The sequence below is a fragment of the Microbulbifer harenosus genome, assembly GCF_005771435.1.
Lineage (GTDB): Bacteria > Pseudomonadota > Gammaproteobacteria > Pseudomonadales > Cellvibrionaceae > Microbulbifer > Microbulbifer harenosus.
Map to the genome: position 1 here is coordinate 43,309 of NZ_VANI01000009.1, position 15,300 is coordinate 58,608.

Annotated in this window: 14 protein-coding genes; 7 read left to right on the forward strand and 7 right to left on the reverse strand. The window is 59.3% G+C overall.

Annotated elements, in window-relative coordinates; genetic code table 11:
* Positions 1–116: 116 nt before the first annotated feature.
* Positions 117–3,272 (reverse strand): efflux RND transporter permease subunit, encoded by a 3,156-nt coding sequence (locus FDY93_RS08215; RefSeq protein WP_138235267.1) that lies wholly within the window; start codon positions 3,270–3,272, stop codon positions 117–119.
* A 12-nt stretch (positions 3,273–3,284) separates the two neighbouring features.
* Complete coding sequence (locus FDY93_RS08220; RefSeq protein ID WP_138235268.1) at positions 3,285–4,460, reverse strand: efflux RND transporter periplasmic adaptor subunit; 1,176 nt, start codon at positions 4,458–4,460, stop codon at positions 3,285–3,287.
* A gap of 304 nt (positions 4,461–4,764) precedes the next feature.
* On the opposite strand from FDY93_RS08220, the gene FDY93_RS08225 reads away from it, so the two are divergent.
* Positions 4,765–5,154, forward strand: a complete 390-nt coding sequence (locus tag FDY93_RS08225; RefSeq protein ID WP_138235269.1) for a MerR family transcriptional regulator — start codon at positions 4,765–4,767, stop codon at positions 5,152–5,154.
* A gap of 5 nt (positions 5,155–5,159) precedes the next feature.
* Here the strand turns inward: FDY93_RS08225 and FDY93_RS08230 are convergent, their stop codons facing one another.
* Complete coding sequence (locus FDY93_RS08230) at positions 5,160–6,338, reverse strand: pectinesterase family protein (RefSeq protein WP_138235270.1); 1,179 nt, start codon at positions 6,336–6,338, stop codon at positions 5,160–5,162.
* A 202-nt stretch (positions 6,339–6,540) separates the two neighbouring features.
* Between FDY93_RS08230 and prfB the strand changes: the two genes are divergently transcribed.
* Both prfB and lysS read left to right on the forward strand, forming a co-directional pair.
* A protein-coding gene (gene prfB, locus FDY93_RS08235) for a peptide chain release factor 2 (protein ID WP_138235271.1) occupies positions 6,541–7,636 on the forward strand; the annotation gives its coding sequence in 2 pieces (ribosomal slippage) (positions 6,541–6,612 and positions 6,614–7,636; 1,095 coding nt in all).
* Between the two features lie 235 nt (positions 7,637–7,871).
* Entirely contained in the window at positions 7,872–9,365 is a 1,494-nt protein-coding gene (gene lysS, locus FDY93_RS08240) for a lysine--tRNA ligase (protein ID WP_138235272.1), read from the forward strand.
* Between the two features lie 81 nt (positions 9,366–9,446).
* Here the strand turns inward: lysS and FDY93_RS08245 are convergent, their stop codons facing one another.
* From FDY93_RS08245 to FDY93_RS08260, 4 genes are read right to left on the reverse strand one after another with little or no spacing between them, the layout of a single operon-like run.
* A complete protein-coding gene (locus FDY93_RS08245) occupies positions 9,447–10,319 on the reverse strand; it encodes a PDZ domain-containing protein (RefSeq protein ID WP_138235273.1) in 873 nt (290 codons plus the stop codon).
* Between the two features lie 38 nt (positions 10,320–10,357).
* Positions 10,358–10,966, reverse strand: coding sequence for a TPM domain-containing protein (locus FDY93_RS08250; RefSeq protein ID WP_171018936.1), 609 nt, complete (start codon positions 10,964–10,966; stop codon positions 10,358–10,360).
* 34 nt (positions 10,967–11,000) lie between these two features.
* Positions 11,001–11,741 carry a TPM domain-containing protein gene (locus FDY93_RS19855; RefSeq protein ID WP_138235275.1) on the reverse strand — a complete coding sequence of 247 codons (741 nt, stop codon included), beginning with the start codon at positions 11,739–11,741 and terminating at the stop codon, positions 11,001–11,003.
* 39 nt (positions 11,742–11,780) lie between these two features.
* Positions 11,781–12,428 carry a LemA family protein gene (locus tag FDY93_RS08260; protein ID WP_171018937.1) on the reverse strand — a complete coding sequence of 216 codons (648 nt, stop codon included), beginning with the start codon at positions 12,426–12,428 and terminating at the stop codon, positions 11,781–11,783.
* A 97-nt stretch (positions 12,429–12,525) separates the two neighbouring features.
* On the opposite strand from FDY93_RS08260, the gene FDY93_RS08265 reads away from it, so the two are divergent.
* The 4 genes from FDY93_RS08265 to FDY93_RS08280 all read left to right on the forward strand — a co-directional run bounded on the left by FDY93_RS08265 (position 12,526) and on the right by FDY93_RS08280 (position 15,296).
* Entirely contained in the window at positions 12,526–13,062 is a 537-nt protein-coding gene (locus tag FDY93_RS08265; protein ID WP_138235276.1) for a YaeQ family protein, read from the forward strand.
* A gap of 130 nt (positions 13,063–13,192) precedes the next feature.
* Entirely contained in the window at positions 13,193–13,675 is a 483-nt protein-coding gene (locus FDY93_RS08270; protein ID WP_138235277.1) for a YajQ family cyclic di-GMP-binding protein, read from the forward strand.
* Positions 13,676–13,706: 31 nt separating this feature from the next.
* Entirely contained in the window at positions 13,707–14,705 is a 999-nt protein-coding gene (locus FDY93_RS08275) for a hypothetical protein (RefSeq protein WP_246068510.1), read from the forward strand.
* A gap of 6 nt (positions 14,706–14,711) precedes the next feature.
* Positions 14,712–15,296, forward strand: coding sequence for a uracil-DNA glycosylase family protein (locus FDY93_RS08280; protein ID WP_138235278.1), 585 nt, complete (start codon positions 14,712–14,714; stop codon positions 15,294–15,296).
* Positions 15,297–15,300 lie beyond the last annotated feature (4 nt).

Below are 15,300 nucleotides of genomic sequence, written 5' to 3' on the forward strand. Positions count from 1 at the left end.
TTTACTGTGCGCTCAGGGATGGGGCACCGACAGGCAGGAATTGAGGAGATATTTCAGATAGCCAGCTTGTGAAAGGCGGCCACTCCAACCCAGTTGGAGTGGCCGCCACCAGCTCATCAGTCCGCAGCCACCACATTCCCCTGAGCAGCATCCCCGCCCCGGGCAAACAGCCTCAGCTTGAGTCTTCCAAAAAACGCGCTGATATCCACCCCGACCCCATACATGGCCGGCACCAACAGCAGCGTCACAAAGAAGGCCACGAACACCCCGAACGCCAGTGCAATCACAATCGGCTGCAGGAACGCGGCCTGGATGCTGCGCTCCAGCATCATCGGCAGCAGGCCGACAATGGTAGTGACAGTGGTGAGCAGAATGGGGCGGAAGCGGGATACGCCGGCCTCGACGATGGCTTTCAGTGGTTCCACACCTTTTTCCCGCAGGCGGTTGCACTGGTCCATCAATACCAGGTTGTCATTCACCACCACACCCGCTGCCGCGGCGATACCGAAGTAACTGAAGATGGCCATGGTCATGCCCATGACACCGTGCCCCAGAATAGCGCCAATAAAGGCAAAGGGAATGGCCACCAGGATCAGGATCGGCTGGAAGTAGCTGCGGAAAGCGACTGCCAGCAGGCTGTACATCGCGAAGAAGGCCATGACGTAGAGGCCGAGTACTTCCTGGATAAAGCGTTTCTCTCCCTCGGCCTGGCCGACGGCGCCGCGCACAATGCCCGGGTAGCGCTTTTCCCAATCCGGGAAGAAGTTCTCTTCCAGATCTTTCATGATGTCGCCGCGCACGTCGTCTTTGAGGTCTGCCATCACGCGTGCGGCTCGGTTGCCGTTCCAGCGCTGAATGCGTTTGATGCCAGGCGCGTATTCGAGGTCGGCCACCGCCAGCAGCGGTACTTCGCGGCCGTCGGTAGTACGCACGCGGAAGTCCTTTAGACTCTCAATGGAGCGGCGGGATTCCAGCGGGTAGCGCACCATGACTTTCACGTCCTGGCCGGCGCGGGGCAGGCGCTGCACTTCTTCCCCGTAATAAGCCTGCCGAACCTGACGATTTACTTCCGCCAGTGTCAGGCCAAGTTTGGTGGCACCGGGCTTGAGGTCGATGCGGATTTCTTCCGATGCACCTTCAAGGTTGTTGCGCACATCGTAGAGGCTTTCATAGGTTCGCAGTTTGGATTCCAGGTCCGCTGTTGCCTCGCGCAGTACATCCAGATCCGGGTGGCGAATGGAGAGTTCAAAGCCTGGACCGTTGTTGTTCAGCGAGTATTGCACCGAGACTTCTTTTGCATCCGGTACGTCGCCAAGCAGTTCGCGCAGGCGCAGGGCGGCGTCCTTTGCGGTCATGGAGCGGGTTTCCGGCGGTGCCAGCTGCACGATGGCCATCACACTGTCGCGGCGGGAACGGGTATACCAGTTCTCGATGAGGGCATTTTCACCGGATTTGCCTTGTTCAATGGCACTCTGGTTAACTTCTTCCTCAAGGCGCTTTTCCGCATCCTGTAATTGTGCCAGGACCTCCAGCGCGCGGCTGTAGGGAGCGCCCTCGGGCATCACCACGTTGACGATGATCTGGTCGGATTCGATATCCGGCATAAACCCTTTTTTCACCCAGCCGCTGCCGAATGCACCGAAGCCGATCATCATGACCGCAATAAAAATGCTGACAGTAAGGTAGCGGCGCTCCACAGCCCAGCTGCCGATGCGGCGGTAGTGGGTCTGCGCAAAGTGCACGATGCCGTCGGCGATGCGATTCTGTACGCGGCCAAAGCGGCCCGGGTTGGTCTGCGGTTTCAGGTTGTTGAGGTGTGCCGGCAGAATAAAGAGTGCCTCGATCAGCGAGAACAGCAGCGCAAGGATTACTACCCAGGTGATATGCCGGGTAAATTCGCTGGTGGAACCACTGATGAAAATCCACGGCAGGAACGCGAGGATGGTAGTGAGCACCGCGAAAATTACCGGTTTTGCCACCAGTTGCGTACCGAGTGTCGCCGCATTGAGACTGCCACCGGGGTGTTGGTGCTCCGGGTTTTCGGACTCGGTGTGGATGCTCTCGCCGACCACGATGGCGTCGTCCACGACGATACCGAGCACCAGCAGGAATGCGAAGGTAGACAGCATGTTCAGGGATACCCCCACGCTGGGCAGCAGCACAAAGGCGCCCGCGTAGGCGGTGCCGATACCGATGGATACCCAGAAGGCCACTTTCGGGCGCAGGCTGAACACCAGCACCAGCAGTACCAGCAACAATCCCTGGAAGGCAGAGCTGCCGATGGTTTCCATGCGGCCCTTGAAGTCTTCGGCGTTGTCGGTCCAGAGTGTGAGTTTTACGCCTGCGGGCAGGGTTTCACTGCGATCCTTGATCCATTTGCGGATGGAGTCGGATGCGGTGACGATGTCCATGGTCTCGGTGCTCATGACCTGCAGCAGTACCGCCGGCTCACCATTCAGAGTGGCGAGGATCTCGTTGTCTTCGAAGCCATCCACCACTTTGGCCACATCACCCACGCGGATGGTGCCGCCGTCGGCGGTCTGGCGCACGATGATGTTGGCGAAATCCTGTTCGCTGTCCGCCTGGTTGCGTACTTTCAGCTGGTAGCTGCCCACCTCGGTGCGCACGGTGCCAGCGGACTGATTGATGGAGCTGTTGCGGATCGCATCCGCCAGGTCCTGGAAAGTCATGCCATAGCGGCGCAGGGCCTGCTCGCTCACTTCGATCGACACTTCTTCCATGCGCGTGCCGAACAGCTCCACCACGGAAATAGCGGGCAAGGTAGCCACTTCGCGGCGCAGCTGTTCCGCCAGCCGTTTCAGTTCACGCTCGCCCACATTGCCGTGTAGTGCCACGCGGATGAATTCTTCGCGATTCACCCATTGGTGTACCTGCGGTGGTTCAATATCGCGGGGGAACGACGAGATGCCGTCCACACGGATCTTCACGTCGTTCATGAAGCGGGAAAAGTCCACGGAGGTTTCCGCGAGGATATACACCTCGCCCATGCCCTCGGAGGATGTAGAACGGACCCAGTCGATATTGTCGAGGTCGCTTACGGCTTCCTCGACACGGGAGACGATCTGTTCCTCCACTTCCTGCGGCGCGGCGCCGGGCCAGGACACCCGGATTTCAAGGCCGGGGAAGCGGACCTGCGGGTCCATTTCCCGTTCCATACTGAAAAAGCCAAGTACACCGGCCACCAGAATGCCGACCATGGCCAAATTGGCGGCCACGCTGTTGCGCGCCCACCAGGCAATCAAACTGTTCATGGATGGGCTCCCTTAACGGCGTGCCAGATGGGTAATAGGTTGAACTTCCATACCGTCCACCGCATTGGCTACGGTGGAGGTCACCACGCGCTCGCCGTCGACGACGCCGGAGGCAAGTACCACGCGATTTTCCGAGGTGGAGAGTACGTCTACAGTGCGGATGTTCAGGCGGTTATTGTCATCAACCACAAACACCTTGTCGGCACTGCGCAGTGCTTCTCTCGGTACCACCACGGCCTGGCGCTGCAGAGTGGACTCCGCTTCCGCGGTAACGAACAGTCCCACCGCGAGTGGCACACCGTTGCTCGCCCCCTTGCCGTAGGGATCCTCTACTTCCGCTACCGCGTAGATCAGGCGGGTCTGCTGGTCCACGGCCGCCTGGGTGCGCACGATGCGGCCATGCCACTGTTGTTCGTGAGTGCCGACAAGGGCGGAGAGGGTGACTTCCGGGCCTGGGTTCTTCGGGCCTGCTACAAAGCCCATGGGCAGATCCAGCTCCAGCATCTGGCTGTCGGTGAGGGGCAGGCGTACTTCTACCCGGTCGGTGGCGAAGATACGGCCCAGCGACGTGCTGGCGGTGACGTATTGGCCCACGCCCACGTCGCGGCTGACAACGCGACCGCGGTAGGGCAGGCGGATTTTCGTGCGCGAGAGATTCAGCTCCGCATCGGCGAGTTCCGCCTGTGCGGCGCGCAGATTGGCCTGGGCCTCGATCACCTGCGGCTTGTTCACCTGTAACGGTGTGGGCTCTCTGTTGGGGTTGAGCTCCAGCCATTGCTGGCGCTTGATGGTGGCATTGGCCTCGGCCTGCAATAGCAGGACCTCTGCCTGGGCTACGCGCGCTTTTGCCTGTGCCACCTGCAGCTGGTAATCCGCGTCGTCCAGTCGGATCAGGGTTTCGCCAGCCTCGAATCCGGCGCCCTCGGCAAAGCTGTCGGCGATGGCAACAATACGCCCGGAAATCTGCGGCGTGAGATCGATCTCAGTGTGTGGGCGTACTTCGCCCTGGGTGGTAACACTGAGAGCCACGGATTCTTCCCGAGCCTCGGAATACACCAGGGAAACCAGGCGCTGCTCTTCTTCTTTCTTTTCCGGCTGCGGTTTTGCAGCGGACATCCATTGCACAGCGCCGAAGCCTGCTGCCAGTACCAGTACGGGTGCAGCGGCTTTCAGGATTTTTTTCTTCATATGTCTTATTTTGCCTGTTTGCGGGTTCGCCAGTGGGGACTGCCGGTTTGGAGTTTCCATGGGAGCACGAAGTCCATTTGTTAGCTATTGGTTAGTAGCCGGGACGAACGGAATTGGCGGCGAACGTCCTGGCTGTATGGTGAATGGACTGGACGGGAGAGGATTCTGGATGCAGTAGAGGCAAAAAAAAATTGCGAAGGAAGGGCCGACACCGTATGGACGGCATTGCCGGGCTTGACCTTCCCCTTGCAGTAACCTTGAGGCTATACCACCATAACTGGTCGGAAGAGAAGAGAGGCGAGTGATGAATATTTCACAGGCAGCGCAGCGGGCGGGGCTTTCATCCAAGGCGTTGCGCTACTACGAAACCATCAACCTGTTACAACCGGCACGCGGGCCCAATGGCTATCGGGAGTACTCCCGCGATGACGTGGAAACCTTGCAGTTCATCCAGCGCGCGCGGGCCTGCGGGTTTGCTGTGGAGGAGGTGCGGCAGTTGCTCGCATTGCACCGGGACCCGGCGCGGCAAAGTCACGATGCGAAGCAATTGGTGGAAGAAAAACTGCAACAGATCGAGCAGCAGCTGCAGACGTTGAAAATAATGAAGAAGACGTTGCGGGGCCTGGCGGACAGCTGTGCGGGGGATGACTCACCGGAGTGCGCCATCCTGTCGCAGCTTGCGAATCGAGTATAGGTTGCTTAGAAGTTCGGCGCCCACCCGGCGAGAATCCGCTCGCGGGTGTAGGCGGCAGCCTGGTCTTCATTCAGCTGACGGCGCTTGTCACTGGTTGCAACACCGGGACCGTAGCTTTCGAATTCAAAGAAGCGCGAGTTCTCCGGTGTGAACACTGTGGACTTGGTCCCGTCGCGACTGGTACCGCGCATGGAACCCCAGCCGTCGGTGGTGATGTGGTCGTCCATAAAGGAGCGAATAAACACCGCCGCGCCGATGGCATCCGGGTCCGCGTAACGGCCATCGGGGAAGTCGGTAGTGGGGTGCCAGGGGCGGCCGAGCGGAGTGGAGTTGGCGGGCACCCCTTCCGCCTTCAGCAGGCGGCAATTGAGAAACACCAGCCCGAACTCGTTGCTGATATCCGTGCTCGGTGCGGTGACATAGCCGACGTTCTGACGCTCGGTGCCACGGGGGCGGGTGACGATATCGCTGTTCTCAAACAGCGCCTGGCCGGCCCCGAAAATGAAATCCACATTGCCCTCGACCACGCTGTCCACAAAATAGCTGCGGCCCGCCTGTACGAACAGGGTGTCCTGGTAACCGAGAAGACGCACATTGCGGAAGGCGGAGCGATCGCTGTTGAGCCCGGTTTCCAGTGCCACCGCCTGGGTACCATTGATCTTGTCGGTGTGGTCATCGGGGAGGGCGTCGGTAGACAGGAAGTCGAAGCTATTCTCGATGGTGAGGTTTTCCGCGCGGAAATCCGTCGCTTCCACGGTGAGAGTTGCGGTGGCAAAGGTACCCATTTTGGCTTCGGAGCCGGGCTCCGCCGGCATGCCGGCGTAATCCCCGTGGCTGATGATAGTGCTGTCGCGCCCGGCGCCAATCAGATGAATGTTCGGTTTGCTGACCAGCAGCTTCTCGCTATAAATGCCCTCGGGCAGGTAGATGCGATAAGGTTTTGCTCCATTCTCCGGCGCCGCTGCCAGCGCCTCGGCAATGGTGGGGAAGGCGGGAGCGCCTTCGGTTGTCGGTGTCGCAGTACCGACCACTGCGTCATACTTGCGCTGGTCACTGGTCTGGGCGCAGGAGGCGACGGCAAACAAGGCCAGCAGCCAGAAACCAGCCCTGGTGAGAGGATTGTATAAGGTGTGGCGGATCGGGTTGCTCAAACTCGATGCGCGCGAGGCGTTGTCTATCACCATTGGTACAGCTCCGTCTAATTATTGGTAAGGTCAGTTTTTTATTGGTCAGACCATTCTAGCGTCCGCCCTCGGGAGGGCTCAACCCATCCCGGTGCCCCGAATTGTGCCGGAATGGACCTGCAAGGGTGCCGCGCCCCTTATTTTGCGAGGCTGCCTGAGGTAGAATGCGCGCCCGCTTTAACCGACCGAAGCCGACTGCTCTATGGAAATCAACCCGCTTCTCAACCAGATGAAAGACCTCACAGAGCGCACCGACGTTCTCAGGGGGTATCTTTGACTACGCTGGCAAGAAAGAACGCCTGACCGAAGTCGAACTCGAACTGGCCGAACCCAGCGTCTGGGATGACCCCGACCGCGCCCAGGAACTGGGCCGCGAGCGCTCCTCATTGGAAGCCGTCGTCAAAACCATCGAAGACCTCGACGGTGGCCTCAGCGACTGCCGCGAACTGCTCGATATGGCCGTGGAAGAGGGCGATGAAGACTCCGTGGCCGAAGTGGCCAGCGAACTCGGCAACCTCGAGCAGCAACTCGAAACCCTCGAATTCCGCCGCATGTTCTCCGGCGAAACCGACCCCAACAACGCCTACCTGGATATCCAGGCCGGCTCCGGCGGCACCGAAGCCCAGGACTGGGCCGAAATGCTGCTGCGCATGTACCTGCGCTGGGGCGAAGCCCACGGCTTTAAAACCACCCTCGAGGAAGCCTCCGCGGGTGACGTCGCCGGCATCAAAAGTGCCACCATCCACTTCCAGGGCGAATACGCCTACGGCTGGCTGCGCACCGAAACCGGCGTACACCGCCTGGTGCGGAAATCCCCGTTCGACTCCGGCAACCGTCGCCACACCTCCTTCACCTCCGTGTTCGTCTCCCCCGAGATCGACGACAACATCGAGATCGAAGTGGACAAATCCCAGGTGCGTGAAGACACCTACCGCGCCTCCGGTGCCGGCGGCCAGCACGTGAACAAAACCGACTCCGCCGTGCGACTGACCCACATTGCCAGCGGTATCGTCGTTGCCTGCCAGAGCGAACGCTCCCAGCACCAGAACCGCGACAAAGCCTGGAAAATGCTGCGGGCGCGCCTCTACGAACAGGAAATGCAGAAGCGCAACGCCGAAAAACAGGCACTGGAAGAAAGCAAATCCGATATCGGCTGGGGCAGCCAGATTCGCTCCTACGTACTGGACGACTCGCGCATCAAAGACCTGCGCACCGGTGTCCAGACCAGCAACTGTCAGGCAGTGCTGGATGGAGACTTGGATCAGTTTATTGAGGCGAGCCTGAAGGCCGGACTGTAATTAAGTAGAAGTGATCGCATTCGACGTACGAAGCAAATTACTTTGAATTGAAGGCAGAGTGCCTGGTATCCCTTTTCGAAAGCGTCGGCAACAGGGATGTTGCCGACGCAGCGTACAGGGATGTATTCACAGCGGTTTCGAAAAGGGATACCAGGTGCTCAGCCGCCACGGTGCCCAAACAAAGCTCCAATGAGCTACGAAGCTCAACACTTATTTCCAAAAGACGTGATAGATCATGAGCAACACACCAACTCAGCAAGACGAAAACAAACTGATCGCCGAGCGTCGCGCCAAACTCAGCGCCATGCGCGAGAAGGGCAATGCCTTCCCGAACAGCTTTCGCCGCGAGCACCTCGCCGCCGACCTGCAGAAAGAGTTTGGTGAAAAAACCAAGGAAGAACTGGAAGCCGAAGGCAATACAGCCTGCGTTGCCGGTCGTATCCTCGCCAAGCGCGGCCCCTTCCTCGTCATCCAGGACGTCTCCGACCGCATCCAGCTGTACGCCGACAAAGAAGCCCAGGCCAACATCAAAGAACGCTGGGGCACCTGGGACATCGGCGACATCGTCGGCGTCAAAGGCCAACTGCATAAATCCGGCAAAGGCGACCTCTACGTCAACTGCGAAGAGTACAGCCTGCTCACCAAAGCCCTGCGCCCGCTGCCGGAGAAATTCCACGGCATCGCCGACCAGGAAATGCGCTACCGCCAGCGCTACGTCGACCTTATCGCCACCCCGGAATCCCGCAAAGTCTTCCAGCTGCGCGTCCAGATCATCGACTACATCCGCCAGTACCTGAACAAAAACCACTTCATGGAAGTGGAAACCCCCATGTTGCAGGTCATCCCCGGCGGCGCCGCTGCGCGCCCGTTCGTGACCCATCACAATGCGCTCGACATTGACATGTACCTGCGCATCGCGCCCGAGCTGTACCTGAAGCGCCTCGTGGTCGGCGGCTTTGAGCGCGTGTACGAAATCAACCGCAACTTCCGCAACGAAGGTCTGTCCACCCGCCACAACCCCGAGTTCACCATGCTCGAGTTCTACCAGGCGTACGCAGACTACCGCGACATGATGGATCACACCGAAGCCCTGCTGCGCGGTATCTGCACCGATGTCATCGGCAGCACCACCGTCGAGTACCAGGGCAAGAGCTACGACTTCGCCAAGCCGTTCGCGCGCATCAGCGTGTTTGACTCCATCCTCAAGTACAACCCGGAACTGAGCGCCGCCGACATCGACAATATGGAAGGTGCGCGCAAGGTTGCGGAGAAACTGGATATCCAGGTCAAAGACACCTGGGGTCTCGGCAAGGTGCAGATCGAAATTTTCGAGGCCACTGTAGAGCATCTGCTCGACCAGCCGACCTTCATCACCGAGTACCCGACCGAAGTATCTCCGCTGGCGCGCCGCAACGACGACAACCCGTTTGTGACCGACCGCTTCGAGTTCTTCATCGGTGGCCGTGAAATTGCCAACGGCTTCTCCGAGCTGAACGACGCGGAAGACCAGGCCGAGCGCTTTATGGCGCAGGTGGCCGAGAAGGACGCCGGCGATGACGAGGCCATGCACTACGACGCCGACTATGTGCGCGCACTGGAATACGGTCTGCCACCCACCGCTGGTGAGGGTATCGGCATCGACCGCCTGGTGATGTTCCTAACCAACTCTCCGTCCATCCGCGACGTGCTGCTGTTCCCGCATATGCGTCCGGAGACATCCGTCGAATAAGCTTTAACGGGTGCGAAAAAGGGCGATGGCTTCTGCGGCCATCGCCCTTTTTTATTGACTCGAATAATGTTCTTTTGGTGATCAGTGGCGAATGCCCAGTGGCCCCGCCGGCAGGTAAATGGTTTCCGGTGCGGAGCTGCCCTGGCGCTGGATTTCCACTGCCACCGACGTGCCCGGCGCCACCTGATAGACCTGTGAGCGCAGGTCGCCCATATGAAAAACCCGCTGGTTGTTGTAGCGGATGATCTTGTCACCGGCGCGCAGTCCCGCGTCATGGGCCGGAGCGGATTCCAGGATGGCACCGATCTCGAATTCCGTGCGCCCGCCGGTGGCTGTCAGATACTGCTCGTATTCCTCTCGGTTAAGTTCCTGCTCGAATACTCGGCGGGGATTGCTGTAAGTCTGCAGTTTTTCCTGCAATTCCTTGGCGCGCGTGGAGCGTTTGTCCTGCAGGTGATGGTACTCGTAACTGAACTGCATCTGCTCGTACTGAATTCGCTCCTGCTTGTCGACGATAAACGCCGCACGTTCGTAGCTGAATCCAGCATCGGTAAAATGCTTGATCTGGTTTTCCCGCATGCGCTCGAAGCGGTTGGCATTCTGGTGGGGGCGGGAGCGCTGCTGTGGGGTGGCTGCTTCGGGCTCCGGCGGGGAGCCCAGGGCCGCGTGGCGCACGTCGCCCAGTGCAGACTCGGGATCCAGGCGGTCGCTGAGATCGTTCACCAGTTCCAGAAGTTGACCCTGAATTCTGAGGGTTTGCTCCAGGTTTTTTTCCAGCTGTTGCACTCGCTTCGCCAGATCGCCGCCCGGTGCTGCCGCCCCCGCGCTATCGGAGATCAGCAGTTCGCGAATGGTCGACGCAACAGGGGTGTCGGAACTGCCCCAGTAGGCCGCTGCGGCCCCTGCGAGGAGCAGGGAAACCGCCAGTGGAATGGCATGTCTGTGCAGATTCATGGGGTCACCAATCGACTTCAGCGTAGGGGGTGAGCCAATTATAGAAGGACTAGATGGTTCGGAAGCTCGTTCTTGACCACTGTGGCAGGTGCGGCTTCTTCCAGCAATAGACCGCACTTTTCCACACAGTGGATGAAGGCCTCGCCGGTTTTCCCTCTCTTTACTTCGCGAATAAAGTTTTCCACGATTTCCTGCCAGCTTTCATTGGTGATCTGCTCCGCCAGGCCGCGGTCGGCGAGGATTTCCACATAGTGCTCGTCCTGGGAGACAAAAATCAGCAGGCCCAGGCGGTTTTCAGTGCTGTGTAATTCGTGCTCGAGAAACTGGCGGCGGGCGAGGTTGGAGGCGCGCCAGTACTTCACTTTTTTCGGGACCAGTACCATGGTCAGAGGCCGCCAGCGGAACAGGAGCGCAAGGGCAATAAACAGGATCCACTGCAGGGTGAATGCCTGCTGGTATTCAATCCACCAGGGCAGGAACTGCATCAGTGGTGCCAGCAATAGGGCGAGAAACGCCGCCCATAATGTGGAAATATACAGGTAGTTATCGGCGCGGCGCGCCAGCACCGTTACCAGCTCGGCATCAGTGCGGGATTCCACTTCCTTGATGGTCTCTGCGACTTTGCGCTTTTCGCCTGCATTCAGCATGTTGATTGTCCGTTATTCGCCGCTCAGTGCTTGTTTACCAGCCACCGGAAGCGCCGCCACCACCGAAACTGCCGCCCCCGCCGCCGAACCCTCCGCCACTGTAACCACCGCCAAAACCGCCACCGCCGTAATAGCCGCCGTAGCGGCCGCGGCGAAAGGTACCGCTACTGGCCGGTGAGCCGAGCACGGAAGCGCCGAAAATCTGCAGCATGATAAACAGCAGGAAAATGCCCACCAGCAGCGCCAGCTGGCGGTCGCGCTTGGATTCCGTTGGCTCTGGAACATACTCGTTTTTGATCGCGGCAATAATGGATTCGGTGCCATTTACGACGCCGGCGTCGAAATTGCCCTGACGAAAGTAAGGCAGAATCTTGGTGTGAATGATATTGGCGGAAAGTGCATCGGTCAGTGCGCCTTCAAGACCGTAACCCACGTCAATACGCACAGCCCGTTCGCCCGGAGCCACCATCAGCAATACGCCATTGTCCTTGCCTTTCTGGCCGATTTTCCAGTGCCGCCCCAGCTGGTAGCCATACTCTTCGATAGTGAGCCCCTGTAGGTCCGGCAGTGTCACCACCACGATCTGGTTGCTGGTTTCCTTTTCATGCTGTTGCAGCAGTTCAGTGAGCTGGTAACGGGTGCTCTGGCTTAGAAGGTTGGCGTTATCCACCACCCGCCCGCTGAGCGAAGGAAATTTCACCTCGGCAGCAGAGCTCCCGACCCACAACAGGGTCGGGAGCAGGAGAAACAACAGGGCGATCCGCCGGATCGTCATTCAGGGCTCCGCTCGCACAGTTCAGTCAATGGCGATGATCTACTGGAAGTCGACGTCGGGTGCCTTGTCGGCATTTTCCGTGGTGGCCTCAAAGGTGTCGCGAATGGGCAAGTCGCTGTACAGAATGCGGTGCCAAATGCGGCCGGGGAAGGTGCGAATCTCGCGGTTGTAGCGTTCCACCGCGGCGATATAATCCCGGCGGGCGACACTGATGCGGTTTTCGGTGCCTTCCAGTTGGGACTGCAGGGCGAGAAAGTTCTGGTTGGCCTTGAGGTCCGGGTAGCGCTCTACCACCACCATCAGGCGGGAGAGCGCACTGCTGAGCTGGGCCTGGGCCGCCTCGAACTGTTGCAGTTTGGCGGGATCGTTGATGATGCCGGAATCCACCTGCATGGAATTGACCTTGGCGCGCGCTTCCGTGACCGCTTCCAGGGTCTCGCGTTCGTGCGCGGCGTAGGCCTTCACTGTTTTCACCAGGTTGGGGATCAGGTCGGCGCGGCGCTGGTATTGGTTCTGCACTTGGGCCCAGGTGGCTTTTACGTTCTCGTCGTAGCTGGGAATGTTGTTGATACCGCAGCCGCTCAGGCCGTAGGCCGTGAGAGCGAGCAGCAGCACTTGCCAAATGCGGTTGCCGTAGCTCTTGGATCTGACGGGCCGGGGGGCGGAACCGGTAAGTGTGGTGTTCATTCCTTTCCATCCATGTCGGTGTCGAACCTGACAATAATAGTCTTCAATCCGGTGCTATCACGCAAGTTGTTCCCGGTTGGAATTGTAGAGAGCAGTAATGGCATTAAAAGCAACTGTATTCAAAGCCCGCATTCAGATAGCGGATATGGACCGGGATTATTATGCGGAACACCTGCTGACGTTGGCGCGCCACCCGTCGGAGACCGATGAGCGGATGATGATCCGGCTGCTGGCTTTTGCGCACAATGCCAGTGAGCAGCTCGAGTTTACCCGCGGCCTCTCCAGTGATGACGAGCCGGACCTGTGGCAGCACAGTCTGAGTGGAGAAATAGAAACGTGGATTGAGGTGGGCGTACCGGCGGAGGACCGAATTCGCAAGGCGTGCGGGCGCGCGCGCAGGGTAGTGATCTACGCCTACGGTCAACGCACCGCGTCGGTGTGGTGGCAGAAGATGGCGTCCGCCACGGCGCGATTCGACAATCTGGACATTTTTTATCTGCCTGCGGAAAGTTGTGCGCAACTGGCGGCGATGGCGGAGCGCACCATGGATTTGTCCGTCACTATCCAGGACGGGCACCTGTGGTTCGCGAGCAGCGATAGCAATATTGAAGTCCTGCCAGAGCGCTGGAAATAAGGGCGTCTCAAAAAATCTACGCGCGTGCGCCTGGCGTCTGCCGCCAGCCACCTGCTCGCTACGATTTTTACAGGTGCCCGCAAATTTTTACGGCCCGCCAGAGGCGCGGGCGAGATCAAGGAGTCTTACTATGCCGTCATTCGACATTGTTTCCGAGGTAGATAAGCACCAGCTGACCAATGCGGTGGACCAGGTCAACCGCACCATCACCACCCGCTATGACTTTAAGGGTGTGGATGCTGAGGTCGAGCGCAATGAGTTCGTGCTGACATTGCGCGCCGATTCCGACATGCAAATCGGCCAGATGGAAGACCTGGTGCGCCAGGCGCTGATCAAGTGCAGCATCGACCCGCTGGTGATGGATGTGGGCGACCCGGTGCAGTCCGGCAAGCAGGTGAAACAGGAGATCAAGCTGAAAAATGGTCTCGACAAAGAGCTGTCAAAAAAGATCGTCAAGATCATCAAGGAGGAAAAGCTCAAGGTGCAGGCCGCTATCCAGGGCGACGCCGTACGGGTTACCGGCAAGAAGCGCGACGACCTGCAGCAGGTGATTGCCATGCTGCGGAGCAAAGAACTGGAGCAGCCGTTGCAGTTTGAGAACTTCCGCGATTGAGGTGGTCTCCTCATAACGGGGGATTCCTTTTTTGAAGTATCTTTCGAAACCGTTATTTGTTGCTGCTGTGGCCGGGCTTTTGAGTCTGCCCGCGGTAGCTTCACCTGTTGCGGAGATTGAGACGCGTTCTGCGGTTCCGGTGTTGCCGGCGGGGCTGGTGGATGCCTGGTGGGTCGACGGCAGTGAGGGGCTGGATATTTCCGGTCTGAGTTTCTGCGATGGCGAATTGTTGGCGGTGGCCGACAAGGTGTCGGAGCGTATTTTTCGCCTCGCTCCCGAATCCGGCCGCAACGCGGTAGCACTCGAAACCAAAGCAGATTTCGCCCGGCCGCCGTTGCCGGATGATCAGCCGGTGCTGTTGAAAGCCCGCATCATGCATCATGTAAGCGTGCCGCTCAGCATGGACTTTGAGGGGATCACCTGCGATGAAGCTGGGATCTATCTGTTGAGCGAGCGATACAATCGCATCAGCCTGCTCAATCAGGACGAGCGCCGGGGTGAGTGGCTACCGGTGCGCTGGTCGGAAGCGGCCAAGGCGCGCGGTTTTTTGCAGCAGTTCAATGGCGAGAGTGAAGGTCTGGTCAAGGCCGGCGACGACTTCTGGGTCGCACTGGAACGGGACGCCCGCGGGCTGCTAAAGCTGAGTGCTGGCGATAAGGTGGGGTGGGACTTTCGCGCCATACCCGCTGTCGACGGGCTCGATTTTCGCGGTCGCTCGGAGGATATCGCCGGGCTTGCGGTGTACGACGGCGCGCTGTTTACACTTGAGCGCAACGCGTTTGCCGTATGCCGTCGCAATTTCGACAACCTGAAAGCCCAGTGGTGCATCCACTATCGGGGCATCGAAGAAGGACCGGCATATGTCTACCGGGAGACCAGTTTCGGAAAAGGGGAGGGGCTTGCGGTGAGCGCGCAGGGTATTTTTGTGGTGCTGGATAACAACGGTGCCGGTCGCGTCGCGGCGCCGGAAGATTCCCGTGGGTTGTTGTTGCACCTGGCTTTCCCCGAACTGCCTATGGAAAAACGGTAACAGAATTTGGCGGTCACCAAGCTGGATCGACTATTGAAAGAGGTGCGCGCTTGCCGTCTGTGCGAGGCCCACCTGCCGCTCGGTCCGCACCCGGTTCTGAGTGCGGCCCGCAGTGCGAGATTGCTGATTGTCGGCCAGGCACCCGGTACCCGAGTGCATGCTACCGGGATTCCCTGGAACGATCCCTCCGGCGACCGCCTGCGCGAGTGGCTACAGATTGACCGGGAAACCTTCTATGACCCGTCCCGCGTTGCGATCATACCCATGGGTTTCTGCTATCCGGGGCGTGGTAAGGGCGGTGATCTGCCGCCGCGCCCGGAATGCGCGCCAACATGGCATGCGCGCCTGTTGGCGGAGTTGCCAAATATCCAGCTCACATTGCTGATTGGCCAGTATGCCCAGCGCTACTACCTGCCTCATTGGTATGGGAGCATTAGCGAAAACGTTTACCACTTCGCCGATGCGCTGCCACACGGATTGTTTCCGCTGCCGCATCCGAGCCCGAGAAATACCCTGTGGCTGAAGCGCCGCCCCTGGTTCGAAAAGGAAGTGGTGCCGGCGTTGCGCGAACAGATTCACTCGATTCTGTAGGAGC

Excerpts from the sequence above, each read along its gene's own strand:
- FDY93_RS08215 (WP_138235267.1), bottom strand. The coding sequence starts at position 3,272 with ATGAACAGTTTGATTGCCTGGTGGGCGCGCAACAGCGTGGCCGCCAAT.
- FDY93_RS08220 (WP_138235268.1), bottom strand. The coding sequence starts at position 4,460 with ATGAAGAAAAAAATCCTGAAAGCCGCTGCACCCGTACTGGTACTGGCA.
- FDY93_RS08225 (WP_138235269.1), top strand. The coding sequence starts at position 4,765 with ATGAATATTTCACAGGCAGCGCAGCGGGCGGGGCTTTCATCCAAGGCG.
- FDY93_RS08230 (WP_138235270.1), bottom strand. The coding sequence starts at position 6,338 with ATGGTGATAGACAACGCCTCGCGCGCATCGAGTTTGAGCAACCCGATC.
- lysS (WP_138235272.1), top strand. The coding sequence starts at position 7,872 with ATGAGCAACACACCAACTCAGCAAGACGAAAACAAACTGATCGCCGAG.
- FDY93_RS08245 (WP_138235273.1), bottom strand. The coding sequence starts at position 10,319 with ATGAATCTGCACAGACATGCCATTCCACTGGCGGTTTCCCTGCTCCTC.
- FDY93_RS08250 (WP_171018936.1), bottom strand. The coding sequence starts at position 10,966 with ATGCTGAATGCAGGCGAAAAGCGCAAAGTCGCAGAGACCATCAAGGAA.
- FDY93_RS19855 (WP_138235275.1), bottom strand. The coding sequence starts at position 11,741 with ATGACGATCCGGCGGATCGCCCTGTTGTTTCTCCTGCTCCCGACCCTG.
- FDY93_RS08260 (WP_171018937.1), bottom strand. The coding sequence starts at position 12,428 with ATGAACACCACACTTACCGGTTCCGCCCCCCGGCCCGTCAGATCCAAG.
- FDY93_RS08265 (WP_138235276.1), top strand. The coding sequence starts at position 12,526 with ATGGCATTAAAAGCAACTGTATTCAAAGCCCGCATTCAGATAGCGGAT.
- FDY93_RS08270 (WP_138235277.1), top strand. The coding sequence starts at position 13,193 with ATGCCGTCATTCGACATTGTTTCCGAGGTAGATAAGCACCAGCTGACC.